We start from the raw sequence: 18,992 nt of genomic DNA on the forward strand, positions 1-18,992 counted from the left end.
GGTGGGGAAAGCGGATTCCCGATAATGGCCCGGATTGTAGGCGTGGCAGGTCGCGCGCGCCGCAGGACTCCGCCGCAAAAGCAACACCATGCATACACGCACCGTTTTCTTCGTCTCCGACGGCACCGGCATCACCGCCGAAACCTTCGGCAACGCCGTTCTGGCCCAGTTCGAGATGAAGCCGCGCCACGTGCGGCTGCCGTTCACCGACACGGTCGACAAGGCGCACCAGGCGGTGCGGCAGATCAACCACACGGCCGAGGTCGAGGGCGTTCGGCCCATCGTGTTCACCACGCTGGCCAACATGGATGTGCTGGGCGTGATCGAAACCGGCTGCAAGGGCATGCTCCTGGACATGTTCGGCACCTTCGTGCGGCCGCTCGAGATCGAGCTGGCCATGAAGTCGAACCATCGCATCGGCCGCTTCAGCGACGTCAGCAAGAGCAAGGCCTACAACGACCGCATCGCGGCCATCGACTTCAGCCTGCAGCACGACGACGGCCAAAGCCACCGCGACCTGGAAGGCGCCGACGTGATCCTGGTCGGCGTGAGCCGCAGCGGCAAGACGCCCACCTCGCTCTACCTGGCGATGCAGCACGGCCTGAAGGCGGCCAATTACCCGCTGATTCCCGAAGATTTCGACCGCCGCCAGCTCCCGCCGGCGCTGAGCCCGCACCGCAAGAAGATCTTCGGCCTGACGATCCAGCCCGAGCGGCTGAGCGAGATCCGCAACGAACGCCGGCCCAACTCGCGCTACGCCAGCCTCGAGAACTGCCGCCACGAAATCAGCGAGGCCGAGGCCATGATGCGGCGCGCCGGCATCCGCTGGCTTTCGACGACCACCAAGTCGATCGAGGAAATCGCGACGACGATCCTGCAGGAGCTGCGACCGGAGCGATTGGTCTACTGATTTGCTATTTTTTCAGTAGCAAACATCAACCGCCCGCCGGGCTATCCGAACAGATACTGCGTGACGCCGTCCGCACCGGTCACCGGCTGGCAGGGCATGCGCCAGACGGCCTCGATCAGCGCGGGCTGCAGCACCTCGGCGGTCGCGCCCTGGCGCAGACCGTCGGGCGCGCCCAGCACCACGACCTCATCGGCATAGCGCCGCGCCAGGTTCAGGTCGTGCAGCACGGCCACCACACCCACGCCCCGCGCCGCCCAGGCGCGCAGCAGACGCATCGCCGAATGCTGGTGCGCAAGGTCGAGCGCGGCGGTGGGCTCGTCGAGCAGCAGCCACCGGCTCGCGCCGTCGGGGCGCGGATGCCAGAGCTGGGCCAGCGCCCGCGCCAGGTGGACCCGCGCCTTCTCGCCGCCCGACAGCGTGTTGAGGATGCGCGGCGCCAGCGCCGTGACGTCGGTCAGGGCCATCGCCTCGGCCATGATCGCGTCCTCGTCGCGGGTCGGCGCGCGACGGTGCGGGTAGCGGCCGAGCGCGACGATGTCCTGCGCCGTGAAGTCGAAGGCGACCGCGCTTTCCTGCGGCATCAGGGCCCGGCGCAATGCCAGCACGGGCATGCCGTGGCCTGACAGCGGCCGGCCGTCGAGCGTCGCCCTGCCCTGGGTCGGCTCGCGCTGGCCGGCCAGCACCGACAGCAGCGTCGACTTGCCCGCGCCGTTCGGGCCGAGGATCGCAGTCACGCGGCCCGGCGCCAGTTCGACCGATGCATTCGCCAGCAACGTCTTGGCGCCGATGCGCACCTCGACACTGGCACACGCCAGCGCCCCGTGTCCCGCTGCCGTCATACGCGCCCCCTGAAATGCCGCAGCATCAGAAGGAACATCGGCACGCCGATGAAAGCCGTGAGCACGCCCAGCGGCAGTTCGGCCGGCGCCATCACCGTGCGCGCCACCGTGTCGGCCGCGAGCACCAGCGCCGCGCCCAGCAGCGCCGAGGCCGGCAGCACGACGCGGTGGTCGGGCCCGGCCACCATGCGCACCCAATGCGGCGCGATCAGGCCGATGAAACCGATGATCCCGGTCGTGGCCGTCACCGCGCCCACCGCCACCGCGGTGATGACCACGGCACGTCGCTTGGTGCGTTCCACGTCCACGCCGAGCAGCGCCGCCTGCGCCTCGCCGAGCGCGATGGCGTTCAGGGGCGAAGCGAGCGACGCCGCAGCCCAGCACGAGAGCAACACCGCCACGCCCACCAGGATGACCGCGCTCCAGCGCGCGCCGCCCAGGCTGCCCAGCAGCCAGAACTGCAGGCTGCGCAGTTGCTCGTCGGTCGCCATCACGCTCAGCAGGCCGAGGCCGGCACCGGCCAGCGCATTGATCGCAATGCCCGCCAGCAGCATCAGCGCCATGCGCGTGCCGCCTTCGCTGCGCGACAGGCCGTAGATCAGCAAGGTCACGACGAAGCCACCGCCGAAGGCCATGAGCACCAGCGTCCAGCTGCCGAGCGTGCGCGGCAGCATCGGCCAGAACGAGGCGCCCAGCACGATGGTGATGCCGGCCGCCAGCGCCGCGCCGCTGCTGATGCCGATCAGCCCCGGGTCGGCCAGCGGATTGCGGAACAGCCCCTGCATCAGCGTGCCCGCCATGCCGAGCCCCGCACCCGCCGCCACGCCGAGAACCAGGCGCGGCAAGCGGATGTTGAGGAACACGAGATGCTCGGGCGACTGGCTGCCTGCGCCCTGCCCCAGCGAGGTCAACACATTCCAGAGCTGCGAAAGACTGATGGCATAGGCCCCCGACACCGCCCCCACCGCGAAGGCCGCAACGAGCAGCACCGCGCTGCCGCAGAGCACGGCACGCGCCCCCAAGCGCTGGCTCATGCGAGCGCGGCCCGGAACTTGTCGTGCAGTTCGCCGATGGCGGCCGGCAGGCGCGGGCCAAAGCCCAGCAGCAGCAAGGCGTCCTGCGTGATGAGCGCGCGCTTCTTGTAAGCCGGCGTCAGCGCCAGTTCGGGCCGCTCCCAGAACTTGTCGACGCCGCCGTGCGCCTCGATGCTCTGCGTGCTCGTGAGGATGATGTCGGGCGCCGCGCTGGCCATGGCCTCGGCCGTCATCGGTCGGTAGCCGTGGAAGCCGCCCAGCGCATTCACGCCGCCCGCGAAGCCGATCACCGCATGCGCCGCGGTCTTCTCGCCGGACACCTGCGGACTCGCACTGTGCGACAGCACGAACAGCACCTTCGGCTTGCGGCCCTTCGCGCCGCCGATGCGCTGCAGCACCTGTGCCCATTCGGCATCGAGACGGGCCTGCAGTTCGCGCGCCTGTGCTTCCTTGGCGGCGGCGCGGCCCACGGCCTGCACCTTGCGCTGCACTTCGCCCCAGCTGTGGTCGGCCTCGATGATCTCGACCTTGACGCCGGCCGTGCGGATCTGGTCGAGCACGACGGTCGGGCCCGACTCGTTGGTCGCGATGATCGCGTCGGGCTTCAGCGAGAGCAGCCCTTCGGCCGACAGCTGACGCATGTAGCCCACCTTGGGCGTGGCACGCGCCGCAGCGGGAAACAGGCTGGTCGTGTCGGTGCCGACCAGCTGGCCTTCGGCGCCGAGCGCATAGACCACCTCGGTGATCGCGCCACTGACCGTGACCAGCCGCGGCAGGCGCTTGCTGTCCTGCGCGAACGCGGGCCACGCGCCCGCGCCGAGCGCTGCAGCAGACAGCAGGCGCAGCGCATCACGGCGACGCGGCACGGAAGAAGAAAGAAAAGAGGAATCTCGTTGTTCAGTCATGGGGTCACGGACAGCGAAAGAGAAAGATGCGCGTCAGCCGCGCCGGGGAATGTTGTGCGCGATGCGCCAGAGCACACCGGTCGGGTCGGTCAGCGCGAAATCGACCATGCCCCACGGACGCTCGGCGGGCGGCGTGGCCTGCACGGCGTAGCGTTCGGTCAGCCGCTGCGCCTGCACGCGGTCCCACCAGGCCAGCGCGTCATCGACGAGCAGATGCATCATGAAATTCTCTGCATGGGTCTGGACGTAGAAGTCCTGCAGCAGGAAGCTGCTCTCGCCACAGAAGAAGTACGCAATGCCGTCCTCGTTCGAGGCCAGCGTGAAGCCCAGGTCCTGGTAGAAGGCAATGGAGAGCGCGAAGTCCTTCGCCGGCACGAAGGCCTTGATCTCGACCACGCCCGGAAAGGTGTCAGCACTCATCGCGCTGGCGCTTCCGAGGTGGCCAGGCGCGAGAGCTTGGCCACGATCTGACGCCACTCCGCGCGCTCGGGCACGCCCGGCTTGCGCGCACCGAAGAACATCGCCATCAGCTCGCCCTCGCCGTCGAAGGCCTCGACGGAAGTCACGATGCCGTCGCTGGTCGGCTTCTGCACGATCCACACGCTCGCGATGCGGTCTTCGCGCAGGTGCAGGTTGAAGCCGGGGTCGAGCACGTTGAGCCACTGCATGCCATGCATCTCCATCGGCTCGATGCGAACGACCGGCCCCGAGTGGATCTGGATGCAGCCGGGGCTGCCGACGAACACCATGATCGGCGTGCCGTCGAACGCGGCCTCGAGCAGCAGCTCGCGCACCGCGCCGGTCTCGGCCCGCTGCGTGAACTCGCCCTCGGTGAGGCGAAAGCTCTGCTGGCGCTCGACGTCGAACTTGCTCAGCAGGCCGAAGAACTCGTGCGTGTCCTGCATGCCGCGCCAGGCATCGGCCAGCGCGACCGCATCGATGGCGCTGTCGTCGCGCGGCGTCGCCTTCTTCTCGGCGGGCACGAACTGCACCGGCGCGTCGGGCGCGGCGGCGTAGGTGTCAATGACCGACTGGAACGCGTCGCGGTCGGTCGCGTCGCGCACGAAGATCTTGTGCACCGCCACGCCCTGCGGGTTGAAGAACTGCAGGCTCAGCGTCGGCGGCACGCCGGCATTGGCCGCGGCCTCGCTGACCGCAAAGCCCGCATGCCAGCGGCTGAAGAACAGGCGCAGATCGATGACCTCGCCCAACGCGAGCCCCATCGCGTCGCTGCCGGACACCTTCTCGTAGACGCCGGTCTTCTCGTGCACCGTGGTCTCGTTGCGGGTGAGCGCCAGCACGGGGCCACACAGCTCCAAGGCTTGCAGCAGCTCGACCCACGGCCCCTTCAGCCGCGTGGCGCGCAGCGCCTTGTCGTGCGCGCCGGTGTGCGCCGCGATGGCAGCGCCTTCACTCAGGCCCATGGCCGCGGCCGCGTCCTTGTGGCGCATGCCCTTGGCGCGCAGTTCGGCGAAACGGGTGCGGATGTCTTCGGCATTCATCGGGTGTCCTTTGTTGTGAGAGAAGTGGCGGTGCGGCTCAGAAGTCCGCCACGAGCGAGACGTTGAAGCTGCGGCCCGGCTGGGTGTAGGCGTCGCGGATGGCCGAGGTGGTCGTCACGCCGCGCACATCGCTCCACATCCAGTAGCGCTTGTTGGTGAGGTTGGTCACCGACGCGTTCAGGCGCAGGTCCTTGCGGATGCGCCACTGCGCGCTGATGTCCAGCGTGGTGGCCGCCGGCGTGCGGAACTGCAGGCCCGTGGTCACTTCGCTGCGATCGACGTCTTCCCACTCCTTGGCGCCATGATGAACCGCATCGAGGCGCACGCTCCAGGCCGGCGCCTGGTACTTGAGTCCGGCGCTGAACTTCTGCGGATCGATCGAGTTGAGCGGCCGGTTGTTGGTGCGGTCGCGGCCCTGCGTGCGGCCGTAGGCGAAGGGCACGGAGAAACCGTTGCCGTTCTCGGTGAAGTCGAGCTCGCCCTTGATCTCGAAGCCGCTGATACGCGCGCGTCCGACGTTGACGGTCTGGTAGATCAGCGGGTCGATGCGCGGAATGCCGCGCCCGCCCACGAGCTTGTCGTTCTCGATGAGGTCCTTGTAGTCGCCGGTGAAGGCGGCCACGTCGAAGCTCAGGAGGCCGGTGCGACCGCGCACGCCCAGCTCGATGTTCTGGCTCTTCTCGGGCTTGAGGTTCGGGTTAGGGATCGTCTTGTAGCCCGAGATCACGTTCTCGAAGAAGTTGTTCACCTGGAACGCGTTGGGCGCCTTGAAACCCGAGGCGTAGTTGCCATACACGCTGAACTGCGGCGTGGCGCGGAACAGCACGCCCAGCTTGGGCGACACGGCCGAGCCCGACAGCGACACGGCCTGCGCGTTGAAGCCCGCCTGCTTCGCATCGAGCGAGAAGCGGTCGAAGCGGATGCCGGGCGTGATGCTCCAGCGGTCGTGGATGAACTCGTCCTGTACGTAGAAAGCCGTCGAGGTTTCGCGCGTGTCGGGGAAGCGCTTGAGCGGGTAGCTCTCACCGGCCGGCGGCACGAGGCCGGTCTGCAGGTTCTCGACGTTGGTGCGCGTGTAGTCCAGGCCGTAGGTGATCTTCTGCGCCCAGCTGCCCATGCGGATCGTCTTGTCCGCCTGCAGACCGAACTGCCAGGTGTTCTCGTCGTAGGTGACATCGCGCGTGCGGTCGGCCGCGGTGAAGCGGTCTTCGTAGATGTACTCGCGCGAGCCGGCCTTCTGGTAGCTCACGACAGCGAGCAGGTTGTCGGCCACCACGCTGTTCAGGCGCAACCGGCCTTCGTAGGTCAGGCGATCGCGGTCGAGGTCGGTCTTGGCATTGAGGCCGATCACCGAGGTGGACGCATACGGCGGCTTGGCGACGCCCGACAGCAGGTTGTAGCGGCTGCTCTTCTCGACGTGTTCGAAGGTGAAGGCGTGGCGCTGGTCGGCGTTGGGCGTGAGGATGGCCTTGGCCAGCAGCGAAAGGGTCTGGTCGCGCTGCGGATTGGGCGTGGTGCGGTCGAGGTTGGGCACGTTGAGCGAGCCCCGGTTCTCGAGTTCGCTGGCGTGCCCCAGGTTGGCAGACACCAGCCATTCGAGCACGTCGTTCGCCTTGCCCGCGAGCGTGACGCCGCCGCGCACGCCGTTGTCTTCGCCGCTGTAGCCGATGTTCGCGCTGCCGCCGAAGGTCTTGCCCTCGCGCAGGAAGGACGAGGGCTCGCGGGTGATGAAGTTGACCAGCCCGGCCAGGCCATCCGAACCGTAGAGCGCCGACGCCGGGCCCTTGATGATCTCGATGCGCTCGACGAGGCTGATGTCGAAGTAGTCGCGCCCAAACGCATTGGCGCTGAACACGTAGCTGCGCGGCGTGCGGATGCCGTCGGTCAGCAGCAGCACGCGGTTGCCGTCCAGGCCGCGGATGTTGAAGCCCGCATTGCCGTCACGGCCGGTGTTGCCCTGCGCCAACCCGAAGCGCGCCGGCGAACGCTTGACCGACACGTTGGGCAGGTCGCGCACGGCATCGCGGATGTCGTGGATCTGCTTGCTCTCGATGTCCTGGCGGTTGATGACCTCGATGCTCAGCGGCAGGTCGTGCCTGGCCTGCTCCGAGCGCGATCCGCTCACCACCACTTCGCCGAGTGCCGCGAGTTGCTGGGACCACGCGGGCGCGGCGGCCATGCCGAAGGCAGAGGCGATCAGCCAGGGCAGCAGCGCGGGTCGATGGGAAGACGGTCGAGGGAAATGAGCGGCCACGAAAAAGGTCCAGGAAACAGTTGATGAACTGCTTGCTGGACCTTGAGGCGCAGAGAGAACACTGCGCGTGTGCGACCTGGCTGGCAATGAGGGGCAATCGGCAGTGATTGCCCGCTCATTTATTGTATGAGAATAATTCTCAATTGAAAGATATCAATGTTTGCCAAAGGCCTACTTTACGCAGGGGCCGTCGTGCGGATCAGGTGGTCGAACGCGCCGAGCGCCGCCTTCGCGCCGTCGCCGGCCGCGATGATGATCTGCTTGAACGGCACCGTGGTGACGTCACCCGCCGCGAACACGCCGGGCACCGAGGTCTGGCCGCGCGCATCGACGACGATTTCGCCGTGTTTCGTGAGTTCGACCGTGCCCTTGAGCCAGTCGGTGTTGGGCACCAGGCCGATCTGGATGAACACGCCTTCGAGCTCGACCTTCTTCAGTTCGCCCGATGCGCGGTCCTTGTAGACCAGCCCGTTGACCTTCTGGTCGCCGGTGATCTCGGTGGTCTGCGCGTTGGTGAAGATGTCGACGTTCTTCAGGCTCTTGAGCTTGCGCTGCAGCACGGCGTCGGCGCGCAGTTGCGTGTCGAACTCGATCAGCGTGACGTGGCCGACGATGCCGGCCAGGTCGATGGCCGCCTCGACACCCGAGTTGCCGCCGCCGATGACGGCGACGCGCTTGCCCTTGAACAGCGGGCCGTCGCAGTGCGGGCAGTAGGCCACGCCCTTGTTCTTGAACTCGTGCTCACCCGGCACGTTGATGTTGCGCCAGCGGGCACCGGTCGAGATGATGACCGTCTTGCTCTTGAGCGACGCGCCGCTTTCGAGCTGCACCTCGATGAGGTCCTTGCCCGGCACCAGCGCCTTGGCGCGCTGCAGATTCATGATGTCGACGTCGTAGTCGCGCACATGCTCTTCGAGGGCGTGGGCGAACTTCGGTCCTTCGGTTTCCTTGATCGAGATGAAGTTCTCGATGCCCAGCGTGTCGAGCACCTGGCCGCCGAAGCGCTCCGAGGCGACGCCCGTGCGGATGCCCTTGCGCGCGGCATACACCGCGGCTGCGGCACCGGCGGGGCCACCGCCGACGATCAGCACGTCGAAGGCGTCCTTGGCGGCGATCTTGGCGGCTTCGCGCTCGACGCCGCTGGTGTCGATCTTGGCCAGGATTTCTTCCAGGCTCATGCGGCCCTGGCCGAACTCGGTGCCGTTCAGGAACACGGTCGGCACGGCCATGATCTGGCGTTCCTTGACTTCGTCCTGGAAAGTGCCGCCCTCGATCATCGTGGTGCGGATGCGCGGGTTCTGGATGGCCATCAGGTTCAGCGCCTGGACCACGTCGGGGCAGTTGTGGCAGGTGAGCGAGACGTAGATCTCGAACTCGAAGTCGCCGTCGAGCGCCTTGATCTGGTCGAGCACGGCCTGCTCGACCTTCGGGGGGTAGCCGCCGATCTGCAGCAGCGCAAGGATCAGCGACGTGAATTCATGGCCCATCGGCAGGCCGGCAAAGCGCGGGCCGTGGTTTTCGCTCGGGCGGTTGACCGAGAACGAGGGCTTACGGTGGCTGTCGTCGCGGCTTTCGGTCAGCGTGACCAGCGGCGAGACTTCGGCCACGTCCTTCAGCAGCGACAGCATTTCGCCCGAAGCCTTGCTGTCGTCGAGCGAGGCAACGATCTCGATCGGCTGCGTGGCGCGTTCGAGGTAACTCTTCAATTGGGCTTTGGTGCTGGCGTCAAGCATGGCGGACTCTCTTTCGATAACTGGAAACTATCAACTGGGGACAAAAAAGCCCGGGGCCTCGTGAGCGCCCGGGCTTTGCGCGGGGCGCTTAGATCTTGCCGACGAGGTCGAACGACGGAGCGATGGTCTTGTCGCCGTCATTCCACTTGGCCGGGCAGACTTCGTTCGGATGCTCGGCGGTGTAGACCGCTGCCTTGAGCTTGCGCAGGGTTTCCTTCACGTCGCGGGCGATTTCGTTGGAATGCACTTCGGCGGTCTTGATGATGCCGTCGGGGTTGATCACGAAGGTGCCGCGCAGTGCCAGGCCTTCTTCCGGGATGTGCACGCCGAACGCGTTGGTCAGCGTGTGGGTCGGGTCGCCCACCAGGGGGAACTTGGCCTTGCCGACAGCCGGCGACGTGTCGTGCCAGACCTTGTGCGAGAAGTGCGTGTCGGTGGTCACGATGTAGACCTCGGCACCCAGCTTCTGGAACTCGGGGTAGTGGTCGGCCGCGTCTTCGACTTCGGTCGGGCAGTTGAAGGTGAAGGCCGCCGGCATGAAGATCAGCACAGACCACTTGCCCTTGAGCGTCTCGTCGGACACATCGATGAACTTGCCGTTGAGGTAAGCCTGGGTCTTGAAGGGTTGGACTGCGGTGTTGATCAGGGACATGTGATTCCTTGGATGCTGCGGTTGGAAAAATAAGCGTGAGCCATGAGTATAACTACCAATATATCATTTTTGATAGATATCAACTATTGAAAGTATTGGAACCCGCTATGTTTGCCATCGCCTCGCGCATCGCCTTGCGCCAGGTCAATACGAACGTGTATCACCATCACACGCATGCAGACCGGCGCAGCATGGGTTTGCTTGCAAGCGTGTGTTCGCCCCTCCGACAATCACCGCTTTCAGAACAAGGAAAATAATCATGAAGGGCGACCCCAAAGTCATCGAACACCTGCAGGCGCAGCTCAAGAACGAGCTGACTGCCATCAACCAGTACTTCCTCCACTACCGCATGCTCAAGCACTGGGGCCTGGACAAGCTGGCAAAGAAGGAATACGAGGAATCCATCGGCGAGATGAAGCACGCCGACAAGCTCATGGACCGCATCTTCATGCTCGACGGCCTGCCCAACCTGCAGGACCTGGGCAAGCTGAACATCGGCGAAGACGTGCCCGAACTGCTGCGCTGCGACCTCGGCGCCGAAACCGGCGCGCAGGCCACCATCAAGGACGGCATCGCGCATTGCGAATCAGTGCGCGACTATGTCTCGCGCGACCTGCTGCAAGAAATCCTGGACGACACCGAGGAGCACATCGACTTTCTCGAGACGCAGATCGACCTGATCGACCGCGTCGGCCTGCAGAACTACCTGCAGTTGCAGGTGGGCGAGCTTGAGTAAGCACAACGCAACGCCGCCACGGCATTGCAAACAAACGGGGCCTCGGCCCCGTTTTTTATTGCTCTTTACTTAACTTCATAGCCACTGAATAGCAGTCATTCTCATTCGCGCGACTACAATTCGCGCTTTCGATGACTGCCCCCGCCCGTTCCGACAACCGCCGCCGCGCCTATTGGCTCAAGACCCTCCACGAGTGGCATTGGGTCAGTTCCGCCATCTGTCTCGTCGGGATGATCCTGTTCAGCGTCACGGGCTTCACGCTCAACCACGCGGGCCAGATCGAGGCCAAGCCGGTGGTCACCACGCACAACGGCACGGTCGACGACGCCTTGCGCGCCCGCCTCGAACAGCAGCTGCCGGCCGCCAAGGCCCAGCAGGGCAAGGCGCCGCTTCCCGCCGAACTGCAAGCCTGGCTGCGCAAGCAATGGGACATCGACACCGCCGGCCGCCAGGCCGAGTGGTCCGACGACGAAATCTATCTCTCGCTCCCCCGCCCCGGCGGCGACGCCTGGCTGCGCCTGAGCCTGCCCGAGGGCGAGGTCGAATACGAGCGCACCGACCGAGGCTGGCTCTCCTACTTCAACGACCTGCACAAGGGCCGCAACACCGGCACGGCCTGGAGCTGGTTCATCGACATCTTCGCGGCCGCCACGCTGGTCTTCTCGGTCACCGGGCTGTTCATTCTCAAGATGCACGCAGGCAACCGCCCCTTCACCTGGCCCATGGTGGGCATGGGGCTGGTGGTGCCGGTGCTGCTCGCGTTGCTGTTCATTCACTGACCGGTCCGATCGACGGATCGTCCGGTGCGTTGTCTTTGCTGATTCAGGAAGAAAGAGGTTTTCCCATGCACCTTCGCTACTCGCTCGCGCCGATCGCCATGTCGGCGCTGTTCGCGGCCCCGGCCATCGCTGCCGGCCTGTCGGTCAACATCGAGATTCCCCGGCTCAACGTGTCGGAGTACCACCGCCCCTACGTGGCGACATGGATCGAACGCGCCGACAGCACGATGGCCGGCACGCTGGCCGTCTGGTACGACGTGCGCACCAAGACCAACAACCCCGAGGGCGAAGGCACCAAGTGGCTCAAGGACATGCGCCAGTGGTGGCGCCGCGGCGGCCGTGAACTGGCGGTGCCGGTCGATGGCGTGACCGGCGCCTCCAAGCCCGCCGGCAAGCACCAGCTGAGCTTCACCGAAGGCACGGGCGCCATGCCCAAGCTCGCGCCCGGCGCCTACAAGCTGGTGGTGGAAGCCGCCCGTGAAGTCGGCGGCCGCGAGGTCGTGACCATCCCGTTCCAGTGGCCCCCCACCGCCGCTGCGCAACCGGTTGCTGCCGGCAAGGAAGAGCTCGGCGAAATCAAGCTCGAACTCAAGCCCTGACTTCCGACCGATCCGCCCCCTCTCTCATTCCAAGGACCACCATGACCCGCTTCACCCTGCGCGCCGCCGGCCTCGCCCTCGCCCTGTCCGCCGTTGCTTCCGTGACCCAGGCGCACAACGCCTGGCTGCTGCCCTCGACCACCGTGCTGTCGAAGGCCGACACCGTGAGCGTCGACGCTGCCGTGTCGAACGACCTGTTCGTTGCCAACCACGCGCCGCTGCGCCTGGACGGCCTGCAGATCACCGCCCCCGACGGCAGCACGGTCAAGCCGGAATCCGAAGCCAAGCTCAAACTGCGCAACGTGTTCGACGTGAACGTCGCGCAGCCGGGCACCTACCGCATCGCGGTGGTCAACAACGGCGCGTTCGCGGCCTGGAAGGACAAGGCCACGGGCCAGAACAAGCGCGCCCGCGGCACGGCCGAAACCATCGCCAAGGAAATCCCGGCCGATGCGCAGGAAGTGACCATCACCCAATCGGCCGGCCGCATCGAGACCTTCGTGACCGTCGGCAAGCCCTCGGCGCTCAAGCCCATCGGCCAGGGCCTGGAACTGATCGCCGCCGGCAGCCCGACCGACCTGGCCAAGGGCGAGAAGGCCACCTTCACGCTGCACCTGGACGGCAAGCCCGCCAAGGACCTTGAAGTGACCGTGACCGCCGGCAACACCCAGTACCGCGACAAGCTCGACGAGCTCAAGCTCAAGACCGACGACAAGGGCCAGTTCAGCGTGACCTGGCCAGCCGCCGGCATGTACTGGCTCGACGCCAGCACCAAGGACAGCAAGACCACCGTGCCGCAAGCCAAGGAACGCCGCCTGAGCTACGCGGCCACTCTGGAAGTGATGCCCTGACCCTGCGTTCTTCCTTGGGCCTTTCCTTCAGCACCTGGCGCGCGGGCGGCTACGCCAACGCGGCCGTTCCACGTCCCGCCGATCCCGCCAGCCTCCAGCAACTCGGCGGGCAGACGATGGGCACGACCTGGTCGCTGCGCTTCGACAACCCGCGGATGCTGCCGCTCGCACAGGTGCGCGAGGCGGTCGAGGCCGCGCTCGCGCGCGTGATCGCGCAGATGAGCCACTGGGAGCCCGACTCCCTCATCAGCCGCTTCAACACCGCGCCCGCCGGCTCGCGCCATGCGCTGCCGGCCGAATTCGCGCAGGTGATGCAGTGCGCCCTCGCGTGGGCGCAGGCCAGCGGCGGCGCGATCGATCCGACGGTCGGTGCGCTGGTGGCGCGCTGGGGCTTCGGACCCGCGGCGTCGCAGGACAACGCCCTGCCCTCGCCCGACGCGCTGGCCGCGATCAATTCGAACGTCGGCTGGCAACGGCTGACCTTCGATGAGGCCAACCGCACGCTGCTGCAACCCGGCGGCGTGCAGCTCGACCTGTCGGGCATCGCCAAGGGCTTCGCGGTCGACCACGGCGTCGACGCGCTGCGCGCGCTCGGCCTCACCGACCTGCTGTTCGAGGTCGGCGGTGAGCTGCGCGGCATCGGCCGGCGATCCGGCGGCGCGCCGTGGCAGGTGCAGGTCGACACCGAGATGCCGACCCCGCAACGCATCGCGCTGGCCGACATGGCCGTGGCCACCTCGGGCGACCGCTGGCACCGGCGCGCGGTCGAAGGCCGCAGCTGGTCGCACACCATCGATCCGCGTGACGGCGAGCCGGTGGCGCATGCGCTGGCCAGCGTCACCGTGCTGCACCCACAGTGCATGCAGGCGGACGCGCTCGCCACCGTGCTGACCGTGCTCGGCCCCGACGAGGGCCTGGCCTTCGCACAGCAGCGCCACATCGCGGCCCTGTTCATCTCTCGCGCCGACGACGGATCGATCTCCGAGCGCGCCACGCGCGCCTGGCTGGCGCAGGCGGGCGGATGACCGAGACCCTGTGGCGTGCGCTGGCCGCCAGCGCGACGGTCGTGGCCTATGCCGCGCTGTGCCTGGGCATCTACGCACGCCAGCGGCGGCTGCACGCCACGGCCTCCCGCGAAGCCGCGGCGCTGTCGGCCGGTGACGGCGCGCAGGCCTCGCCCACCCTCGTGCTGTTCGCCAGCCAGACCGGCCAGGCGGAAACCATCGCGTGGCAGACCGCGCGGCAGCTGCGCGCGGCGGGTACGGCAGTGCGCGTGATGGCCCTCAACGCCCTCGACAGCGCCACGCTGGCTTCGGCCCGCCGCGCCCTCTTCGTGGCCAGCACCTACGGCGAAGGCGATGCGCCCGACGGCGCCAGCGTGTTCGCCGAGCGCGTGATGGGCGCGCCGCTGGCGCTGCCATCGCTGCGCTACGCCGTGCTTGCGCTCGGCGACCGCCAGTACGCCCACTTCTGCGGCTTCGGCCGCGCGCTCGATGCGTGGCTTCACACGTCCGGCGCCGTGCGCGACTTCGACCCCATCGAGGTCGACAACAGCGACCCCGCCGCGCTCGCCGATTGGCACGCCCGCTGGGGCGATGCACCGGAGGGCGGCGACGACGCCCCGGCAAACTTCGCGCCCTGGCGGCTCACGCGGCGCGAACTGCTCAACGCCGGCAGCACGGGCGGCCCGGTCTTCCACCTCGGCCTCACGCCGCAAGCCGGCGCCCTGCCGCACTGGGCATCGGGCGATCTGGCACAGGTCGCCGTCGCAAGCGATCCGGCGCGGCCGCGCGACTACTCGATCGCCTCCCTGCCCGCCGACGGCGAGCTGCAACTGCTCGTGCGGCAGGAGCAGCACCCCGACGGCTCGATGGGCGCCGCGTCGGGCCTGCTCACCTCGACGCTCTCGGTCGGCGACTCCGTCGCGCTGCGCCTGCGGCCGCACCGCGGCTTCCGGCTCGAAGGCAACGAGAACCGTCCGCTGATCCTGATCGGCAACGGCACGGGACTGGCCGGCCTGCGCGCTCATCTGCGCGCACGCGCCGCCGCTGGCCGCAAGGACAACTGGCTGGTGTTCGGCGAACGCCAGTCCTCCCGCGACTTCCTCTGCCGCCAGGAAATCGAAGCCTGGCAGGCCTATGGCACGCTCGCCCGGCTCGACATGGTGTTCTCGCGCGACCAGGCCGAGCGCTTCTACGTGCAGCACCGCCTGCTGCAGGTGGCCGACACGCTGCAGGCCTGGCTGCGCGATGGCGCCGCCGTCTATGTCTGCGGCAGCCTGCAGGGCATGGCATCGGGCGTCGACGCGGCGCTGCGGCAGATCGCCGGCGACGACCTCTGGGCCGAACTATCGGCCAGCGGGCGCTACCGCCGCGACGTCTACTGAACGGCCCGCGCGGCCTCGTCAGTTGCGCGCCGGCAACGGAGCAGGCGAAACTTTCTGGTTAAAAGCGGCCAGTTGAGCACCTTGGTATTGAGAAGCAATATCATTTGCATCGATTTGCAAAAACCCTTCGCAAATCAGCTCACCCAGCCAGTCTTGCCGCCCTTTTTCTCCCCGAGAGTGCGCCGCCCGGACCCAGCCAGTCGAGCTCTGCCCGCCCGCCCTTTCTGGAGAAAACAACATGGCCTATATCAAGAGCCGCAAACACGCCGTCGCACGCGCCGTTCCTCACCTTTCGGGTGCCGCCGCAGCCACGCTGCTGGCCATCGCAGCCCCCGCCGCCTTTGCCCAGACCGGGCGGGCCCTGCCTGAAGTCCGCGTGCAGGATTCGAGCGCCGCCGACTACAAGACTGACACCTCGGCCAACCCGAAGTTCACGGCCCCGCTGGTGAACACGCCGCAGACCATCCAGGTGATCAAGGAACAGATCATTCGCGAACAAGGTGCGACCACGCTCACCGAAGCGCTGCGCAACACCGCCGGCGTCGGCACCTTCTTCCTGGGCGAGAACGGCAACACGAACACCGGCGACGCCGTGTTCATGCGCGGCTTCGACAGCTCCAGCAGCATCTTCGTGGACGGCATCCGCGACCTGGGCTCGGTCTCGCGCGACATGTTCAACATCGAGCAGGTCGAAGTCGTGAAGGGCCCGTCGGGCACCGACGTGGGCCGCACCTCGCCCACCGGCTACATCAACCTCGTCACCAAGAAGCCGAAGCTCGAAGACAGCTTCCTGGGCTCGCTCGGTTTCGGCAGCGCCGACTACAAGCGCGGCAGCATCGACTGGAACAAGTCGCTCAGCAGCGCCAATGGCATCGGCGCCGCCTTCCGCCTGAATGCGGCAATGGAAGACTCGGGCGTGCCCGGCCGCGACTTCGTCAAGAACAAGCGCACCGCCATTGCACCGTCGATCGCGCTCGGCCTGAATTCGCCCACGCGCTTCTACTTCGACTACCTGCACGTCGACCAGGACAACGTGCCCGACGGCGGCGTGCCGACCATCGGCCTGCCCAGCTATTCGAATCCCGACCCGGTCGCCCTTGGTGCACGTCGCCGCAGCTTCCTGAACTACGCGGCGCCGGTCGATCCGAAGAATTTCTACGGTACCGCCTACGACTTCAACAAGGTGACGGCCGACATGTTCACCGCGCGCGTGGAGCACGACTTCACGCCCGACATCACGCTGCGCAACACGACCCGCTACGGCAAGACGAAGCAGGACTACATGCTGACGGCGTTCATGCTCGGCGGCCTGGGCACCAACGGCAACCCGCCGCCTTCGGGCAACACCGCGTTCCTCAGCACGCCGATCCCGGGCCTGCCGTCGACCTGGACGACCACGCGCAACCTGCCGACCAACAAGAACCAGGAAAACACGATCTTCGTCAACCAGACGAACGTGACCGCCAAGTTCAACACCGGCAGCCTGAGCCACTCGCTCAGCGCCGGCGTCGAGCTGATCCGTGAAGAGCAGTCGAGCCTGGGCTACTTCAGCCCCGGCGCCACGTTCAACGGCAAGGTCGTGCAGAACGGCGCATGGCCCGTGGCCAACCTGTACGCGCCGAACCCGTACGTGAACGGCTACAACCGCATGCTCAGCGGCGCCGACAGCAAGGGCGTGACCAACACGGTCGGCCTGTACGCCTTCGACACCATCAAGCTCAACGAGCAATGGCAGATCACCGGCGGCCTGCGCTTCGATCACTACAGCACCTCGTTCCAGAGCGCGACGCTGTCGACCGCAACGACCAACCCCGGCCTGCCGGTCGGCACGCTGGTGCCCTCGTCGCTGAAGCTCTCCGACAACCTGTTCACCGGCAAGATCGGCGTGGTCTACAAGCCCGCGAAGAACGGCAGCATCTACGCGGCCTACGGCACCTCGGCCCAGCCCCCGGGCGGCGCGAACTTCTCGCTGTCGGCCGCCGGCACGGGCAACAGCGCAGCGCGCACCGACTTCCTGCCGCAGAAGGCCAAGACCTTCGAAGTCGGCACGAAGTGGGACGTGCTGGACGACAAGCTGTCGCTGACCGGCGCGGTCTACCGCACCGACGTGAGCAACGAAGTCGTGCAGGACCCGACCAACACCGCGCTGTACTACCAGAGCGGCAAGAAGCGCGTGCAGGGCATCGAACTGGGCGTGGCGGGCACCATCACCGAACGCTGGGGCATGAGCGCCGGCTTCACCACGATGGACACCAAGGTGCAAAGCGGCCCCAACGTCACGGCCGACGGCACCAACGTGCTGACCTACACACCGAAGAACTCCTTCACGGCCTGGACCACCTACCAGTTCCCGTTCGGCCTGACGGTCGGCGGCGGCGCGCGCTACAACGGCAAGCTGCACCGCGGCACCGACGGCGCGGTGGGCACGCCGGCGTACATCGACTCCTACTGGGTGTTCGATGCCATGGCGTCGTACCGCATCAACAAGAACGTCGACATCCAGCTGAACATCGCCAATGTGTTCGACAAGCAGTACGCGGCCGCCATCAACAAGAGCGGCTACCGCTACACGCCGGGCATCCCTCGCTCGGCCAAGATCACCGCGAACTTCGCGTTCTGATCCCGACGACCGCGTCGCCTCCGTGCCGGCCCCTGCGGCAGGCGCGGTGCGACACTCGAGCCCCGGCCTGCGCCGGGGCTTTTTTCTTGTGGAGTTCGCCGAAATGATGCTGCATGTGCCCGACGTGCTGAGCCCGGACCAGGTGCGCGAGATGCGCGCCGCACTCGACGCCACCCAATGGGTCGACGGCCGCGAAACCGTGGGAGACCAAGGCGCCCAGGTGAAGCGCAACCGCCAATTGCCGGAGTCTTCGCCGGTCTCGCGCGAACTCGGCGCGACCATCCTGGCGGCGCTCTCGCGCCATGCGCTGTTCTTCTCGGCGGCGCTGCCCGCGCGTTTCGTGCCGCCGCTGTTCAACCGCTACGAGGGTGGCGAGCACTACGGCGTGCATGTCGACGGCTCGGTGCGTGCGGTGCCGGGCAGCAGCCAGCAGCTGCGCACCGACCTGTCGTGCACCCTTTTCCTGAGCGATCCGGAGGATTACGACGGCGGCGAGCTGGAAGTGATCGACACCTACGGCTCGCACGAGGTCAAGCTGCCGGCCGGCGACCTCATTCTTTATCCGGCGAGCAGCCTGCATCGCGTGCACCCGGTCACGCGCGGGGCGCGGGTGTGCTCCTTCTTCTGGCTGCAGAGCATGGTGCGCAGCGACGCCCAGCGCGGCATGCTGTTCGAACTCGACCAGACGGTCCAGAAACTGCGCGCCCGCCTGGGCGAATGCGAGGAAACCGTGGCGCTCACCGGCCACTATCACAACCTGCTGCGCCTCTGGGCCGAGGTGTAACACCGGCTTGCAAAGTCCGGCCGCATGTCAGTCATAGTGATTGCAAATGCGATGGATTCTTATTTATAATGAGTCACATCCAACAGCCAGCCAACTGCCGCTTTCACTGCCATGATCGTTTGCGTCTGCCGCCGAGTCTCTGACCGTGAAATCGCACGTCATGTGCGCGCGGGCATGACTTTCGACGAAGTCCAGTTCGAACTCGGCGTGGCCACCCAGTGTGGCCAGTGTGAAGGTTGTGCCCGCGACATCGTGGCGCAGTGCAGTGTCTCTCACCCGGTCGCCGCCTTGAACTGCGAATCGGCGCCGAGAGCGATCCAGCTTGCCAACTCCATCAAGGAAAGCAAAGCATGGAACTCGTCTCGGCTCTCGGCGGCAGCCTGATCCTCGTCGCCGGCTCTGTCTGGT

Annotated in this window: 19 protein-coding genes; 10 read left to right on the plus strand and 9 right to left on the minus strand. The window is 66.9% G+C overall.

Features of this window, described 5'->3' with window-relative positions; all coding sequences use genetic code 11:
* Nucleotides 1-88 precede the first annotated feature (88 nt).
* Nucleotides 89-910, plus strand: coding sequence for a posphoenolpyruvate synthetase regulatory kinase/phosphorylase PpsR (gene ppsR, locus AC1RAD_RS27070; protein WP_062473023.1), 822 nt, complete (start codon nt 89-91; stop codon nt 908-910).
* Nucleotides 911-951: 41 nt separating this feature from the next.
* Here the strand turns inward: ppsR and AC1RAD_RS27075 are convergent, their stop codons facing one another.
* From AC1RAD_RS27075 to ahpC, 8 genes are all read right to left on the minus strand, one after another.
* Nucleotides 952-1,749: a heme ABC transporter ATP-binding protein gene (locus AC1RAD_RS27075; RefSeq protein WP_492738152.1), complete on the minus strand. Its 798-nt coding sequence runs from the start codon at nt 1,747-1,749 to the stop codon at nt 952-954.
* Nucleotides 1,746-2,783, minus strand: coding sequence for a FecCD family ABC transporter permease (locus AC1RAD_RS27080; RefSeq protein WP_492738154.1), 1,038 nt, complete (start codon nt 2,781-2,783; stop codon nt 1,746-1,748). The genes AC1RAD_RS27075 and AC1RAD_RS27080 overlap by 4 nt, the downstream gene beginning before the upstream one ends.
* Nucleotides 2,780-3,688, minus strand: a complete 909-nt coding sequence (locus tag AC1RAD_RS27085) for a heme/hemin ABC transporter substrate-binding protein (RefSeq protein ID WP_492738156.1) — start codon at nt 3,686-3,688, stop codon at nt 2,780-2,782. The genes AC1RAD_RS27080 and AC1RAD_RS27085 overlap by 4 nt, the downstream gene beginning before the upstream one ends.
* Nucleotides 3,689-3,721: 33 nt before the next feature.
* Nucleotides 3,722-4,108, minus strand: coding sequence for a VOC family protein (locus AC1RAD_RS27090; RefSeq protein WP_492738158.1), 387 nt, complete (start codon nt 4,106-4,108; stop codon nt 3,722-3,724).
* A complete protein-coding gene (locus AC1RAD_RS27095; protein ID WP_492738160.1) occupies nt 4,105-5,190 on the minus strand; it encodes a hemin-degrading factor in 1,086 nt (361 codons plus the stop codon). Before AC1RAD_RS27095 ends, AC1RAD_RS27090 begins: the two co-directional genes overlap by 4 nt.
* A 37-nt stretch (nt 5,191-5,227) precedes the next feature.
* Nucleotides 5,228-7,444, minus strand: a complete 2,217-nt coding sequence (locus tag AC1RAD_RS27100; protein WP_492738162.1) for a TonB-dependent hemoglobin/transferrin/lactoferrin family receptor — start codon at nt 7,442-7,444, stop codon at nt 5,228-5,230.
* Between the two features lie 176 nt (nt 7,445-7,620).
* Complete coding sequence (gene ahpF, locus AC1RAD_RS27105; protein WP_095950792.1) at nt 7,621-9,177, minus strand: alkyl hydroperoxide reductase subunit F; 1,557 nt, start codon at nt 9,175-9,177, stop codon at nt 7,621-7,623.
* Nucleotides 9,178-9,265: 88 nt separating this feature from the next.
* The gene (ahpC, locus tag AC1RAD_RS27110; RefSeq protein WP_062473036.1) at nt 9,266-9,829 is read right to left on the minus strand and encodes an alkyl hydroperoxide reductase subunit C; all 564 of its coding nucleotides are present in this window, start codon (nt 9,827-9,829) and stop codon (nt 9,266-9,268) included.
* 259 nt (nt 9,830-10,088) lie between these two features.
* On the opposite strand from ahpC, the gene bfr reads away from it, so the two are divergent.
* The 6 genes from bfr (at nt 10,089) to AC1RAD_RS27140 (ending at nt 15,180) form a co-directional block, all read left to right on the plus strand.
* A complete protein-coding gene (gene bfr / locus AC1RAD_RS27115; protein WP_062473038.1) occupies nt 10,089-10,565 on the plus strand; it encodes a bacterioferritin in 477 nt (158 codons plus the stop codon).
* Between the two features lie 131 nt (nt 10,566-10,696).
* On the plus strand, nt 10,697-11,344 hold the full coding sequence (locus AC1RAD_RS27120) for a PepSY-associated TM helix domain-containing protein (protein WP_487849245.1): 648 nt from the start codon (nt 10,697-10,699) through the stop codon (nt 11,342-11,344).
* 65 nt (nt 11,345-11,409) lie between these two features.
* Nucleotides 11,410-11,943 (plus strand): DUF2271 domain-containing protein, encoded by a 534-nt coding sequence (locus tag AC1RAD_RS27125; protein ID WP_139706084.1) that lies wholly within the window; start codon nt 11,410-11,412, stop codon nt 11,941-11,943.
* Between the two features lie 41 nt (nt 11,944-11,984).
* Nucleotides 11,985-12,794 carry a DUF4198 domain-containing protein gene (locus AC1RAD_RS27130; protein ID WP_492738164.1) on the plus strand — a complete coding sequence of 270 codons (810 nt, stop codon included), beginning with the start codon at nt 11,985-11,987 and terminating at the stop codon, nt 12,792-12,794.
* A gap of 14 nt (nt 12,795-12,808) precedes the next feature.
* Nucleotides 12,809-13,819 carry an FAD:protein FMN transferase gene (locus AC1RAD_RS27135; protein ID WP_492738166.1) on the plus strand — a complete coding sequence of 337 codons (1,011 nt, stop codon included), beginning with the start codon at nt 12,809-12,811 and terminating at the stop codon, nt 13,817-13,819.
* Nucleotides 13,816-15,180, plus strand: a complete 1,365-nt coding sequence (locus AC1RAD_RS27140) for a sulfite reductase subunit alpha (RefSeq protein ID WP_492738168.1) — start codon at nt 13,816-13,818, stop codon at nt 15,178-15,180. The genes AC1RAD_RS27135 and AC1RAD_RS27140 overlap by 4 nt, the downstream gene beginning before the upstream one ends.
* 18 nt (nt 15,181-15,198) lie before the next feature.
* Here AC1RAD_RS27140 and AC1RAD_RS27145 read toward each other — a convergent pair whose 3' ends face one another.
* On the minus strand, nt 15,199-15,420 hold the full coding sequence (locus AC1RAD_RS27145; RefSeq protein ID WP_139140281.1) for a hypothetical protein: 222 nt from the start codon (nt 15,418-15,420) through the stop codon (nt 15,199-15,201).
* On the opposite strand from AC1RAD_RS27145, the gene AC1RAD_RS27150 reads away from it, so the two are divergent.
* From AC1RAD_RS27150 to AC1RAD_RS27160, 3 genes are all read left to right on the plus strand, one after another.
* Nucleotides 15,419-17,800 (plus strand): catecholate siderophore receptor Fiu, encoded by a 2,382-nt coding sequence (locus AC1RAD_RS27150; RefSeq protein ID WP_492738169.1) that lies wholly within the window; start codon nt 15,419-15,421, stop codon nt 17,798-17,800. The genes AC1RAD_RS27145 and AC1RAD_RS27150 overlap by 2 nt on opposite strands.
* Nucleotides 17,801-17,903: 103 nt before the next feature.
* A complete protein-coding gene (locus tag AC1RAD_RS27155) occupies nt 17,904-18,584 on the plus strand; it encodes a Fe2+-dependent dioxygenase (RefSeq protein ID WP_492738171.1) in 681 nt (226 codons plus the stop codon).
* A 111-nt stretch (nt 18,585-18,695) separates the two neighbouring features.
* Complete coding sequence (locus AC1RAD_RS27160; protein WP_062473051.1) at nt 18,696-18,968, plus strand: (2Fe-2S)-binding protein; 273 nt, start codon at nt 18,696-18,698, stop codon at nt 18,966-18,968.
* The last annotated feature ends 24 nt before the right edge of the window (nt 18,969-18,992 follow it).

The organism is Variovorax sp. GW823-FHT04B03, assembly GCF_058796495.1.